This window comes from Actinomycetota bacterium, assembly GCA_036280995.1.
Lineage (GTDB): Bacteria > Actinomycetota > CALGFH01 > CALGFH01 > CALGFH01 > CALGFH01.
In genome coordinates, this window is sequence record DASUPQ010000506.1 from 1 (window position 1) to 2,540 (window position 2,540).

3 protein-coding genes are annotated in these 2,540 nt (G+C 71.8%); all 3 read right to left on the bottom strand.

What is annotated here, in order from left to right; all coding sequences use genetic code 11:
• Positions 1 to 219: 219 nt before the first annotated feature.
• Complete coding sequence (locus VF468_17130) at positions 220 to 438, bottom strand: SHOCT domain-containing protein (GenBank protein HEX5880017.1); 219 nt, start codon at positions 436 to 438, stop codon at positions 220 to 222.
• A 142-nt stretch (positions 439 to 580) separates the two neighbouring features.
• A complete protein-coding gene (locus VF468_17135; protein HEX5880018.1) occupies positions 581 to 1,246 on the bottom strand; it encodes a response regulator transcription factor in 666 nt (221 codons plus the stop codon).
• A 20-nt stretch (positions 1,247 to 1,266) separates the two neighbouring features.
• On the bottom strand, positions 1,267 to 2,540 hold a 1,274-nt coding region (locus VF468_17140), incomplete at its 5' end, for a sensor histidine kinase (GenBank protein HEX5880019.1).

The following is a 2,540-nucleotide window of genomic DNA, read 5'->3' on the forward strand; positions in this document are numbered from 1 at the left end:
CGTCGACAGACACCACCACACCCGGCGGGACCGGGAAGCTCAGCGCGGTCAGCCGGGCCAGATTGGCTGCCTTGTGGCCGGCCAGGCCGGCATCCGTCGCCCTCTCGTCATCGAGGCCAAACACCGCCCGGGCCGCCATCGTTGGATGCTGAAGGCTCATGACCGACCACCTGCCTCACGCCAGCAGCTAGTGCTGGGCATTTCCTCTTCCCACTGGGTTCAGCGCTGGGAGAGGATTTCCCGCCGCCGCTCGAATTCCTCGCGGTCGATCTCGCCGCGGGCGAAGCGCTCCTCCAGCAGCTGCAACGCCGACCGCTCCTTGCCAGCCTGGTCGCCAGCAGCCCAGAAGGCCCTCCCTGAGGCCGACAGGGCCCAGACCACCAGGGCCACGACCACGATGGGCAAGACCACCATGAACAACCAGCCACCCATCATCATCACCGCACACCTCCTTCCAATGCGCAGGCTGATCCAACTCGACCTCGATCGAGCTCGACAGTCCTGCTGTTGCTTTTCAACCTGCCTTGACGTTAGCCCGCAGGGGGCCTGGTGCCATCCCGGCAGACACGTGATTTCGGGCTCACGTCTTTGAGGTGATGGCGTGGTCACCCAGCAGGCCACGCTCCAGGGCCTGGGCCACCAGCCCGGCGCGGGAGTGGACCCCGAGCTTTTCCAGGAGGTGGCGGCGATGGGTCTCCACCGTGTTAACGCTGACGAACAGCTCCGCGGCGATCTGGCGGTTGGTCAGGCCCCGGGCGATGCGTTCCAGCACGTCGCGTTCCCGGGCCGTCAACGGGTCGGCCTTGGGCGGCTGGATGGCCCGGCGGGCCACCGGCCCGGCCACCGCCGGGTCGAGGTACAGCTCGCCCTTTACGGCCCGGCCGATCGCCTCCACCACGGCCTCTGGCTCGGCCAGCTTCAGCACATAGCCGCCCGCGCCCGCGGCCAGGGCCCGGAGCACGTACTCCTGTTCGGCGTGCATCGTCAGGACGACCACCGCCACCTCGGGCGCCCGTTCGTGCAGCCGCCGCAGCAGTTGCAGGCCGTCCACGTCCGGCAGCCCAAGGTCCAGCAGCACCACGTCGAAGTTGTCGTCCTGGACGGCGCGTTCGGCCGCCGTGCCGGTGCCCACGTCGGCCACACAGGCCAGCCCAGCGGCCTCCAGCACCGCGCACAGCCCCCGGCGGACCACCGCGTGGTCCTCCACCACCAGCACCCGCAGCCTCGACTGCCCCGTGTGCTCCATGCGCATCACCACCCTTCTCATCACCCCCCCAAGGGCAGCACGGCCTCCACCCGCGTGCCCGCTGTGCTGTCGGAGGTGACCTGCAGCCGGCCGCCGAGCTGCTCGGCCCGCTCCCGCATGCCCACGATGCCGAACCCCCCGGCCTCCCCGTGAGGGTCGAACCCCCGACCGTTGTCCTCCACCACGGCCCGGACCTCGCCGTCGGCCGCCCGCACCCGCAGCCGCGCCTCCGCGGCCAGGGCGTGGCGGTCCACGTTGGTCAGGGCCTCCTGGATGATCCGGAAGATCGCGGTCTCCACCGGCGACGGCAGCTGCCGATCCAGCTCCACGTCCAGCTCGACGTGCAGGTTGGGGTGGCGCTCCTGGGTCAGCCACCGCAGCCCGGCGCCCAGCCCCAGGTCATCCAGCACCCGCGGCCGCAGATCCACGATCAGCTCCCGGATCTGCTGGGCGGTGGAGCGGGCCAGCTGCCTCAGGTCGGCCACCTCGATGGTGCCGGGCGAGCGCTCCAGCGCCTCCAGGCCCATCACCAGCCCGGCCAGGTCCTGCCCAACCCCGTCGTGGAGCTCGCGGGCGATGCGCCGCCGCTCCTCCTCCTGGGCACCGATGAGCCTGCCCACCAGCGCGGCGCGCGCCTGCTCCTTGCGGCCCAGCGCCTGATGCAGCCGGGCGGTCTCCAGCGACCCGGCGGCCTGGGCCACCAGCGTCTCCAGCAGATACTGGCCAGCACCGGAATCGGCCTGGGTACCGCACAGCACCAGCACCCAAGCCGACCCCTCCACCCCAATCAGCAGCACCTCCCGCCCCTGGCGGTCACCGCCCACCAGCACCGTCCCCGGCACCCCGGCGGCCTCCTGGACGGGCAGGCCCGCCAGGTCAGGCCCCGCTCCCGCCGGGTCGACCACGGCATCGCCGCCCTGGACCGCCACCAAGGCGGCCTGGCTGGCCCCGGTCAACCGCCGCGCCCAGGCCACCAGGGCCGCCTGCAGCGCCGCCAGACGCGGCTCGGCCGCCAGGGCCACCATCGCCTCATGCAGCCGAGCGATCTCCCGAGCCCGGGCGCGCTGCTCGCTGGCCAGCTGGCCAGCCAGGGCCGAGACCAGCAGGATCGCCGTCATCGGGATGATCAGGTCCCGGACCGAGGAGGTCGTCGAGGCGATCCCCAGGTAGCTGGCCAGCACCACCACCACGACCAGCAGATACATCCGCGGCGGCAAGGCCGCGGCCGCGAACAGCACCAGCAGCAGGTACGCCAGGTAGTAGTCGCTGGTGGAGGGGCCGGCCAGGTACAGCA

Excerpts from the sequence above, each read along its gene's own strand:
- VF468_17130 (HEX5880017.1), bottom strand. The coding sequence starts at position 438 with ATGATGATGGGTGGCTGGTTGTTCATGGTGGTCTTGCCCATCGTGGTC.
- VF468_17135 (HEX5880018.1), bottom strand. The coding sequence starts at position 1,246 with ATGGAGCACACGGGGCAGTCGAGGCTGCGGGTGCTGGTGGTGGAGGAC.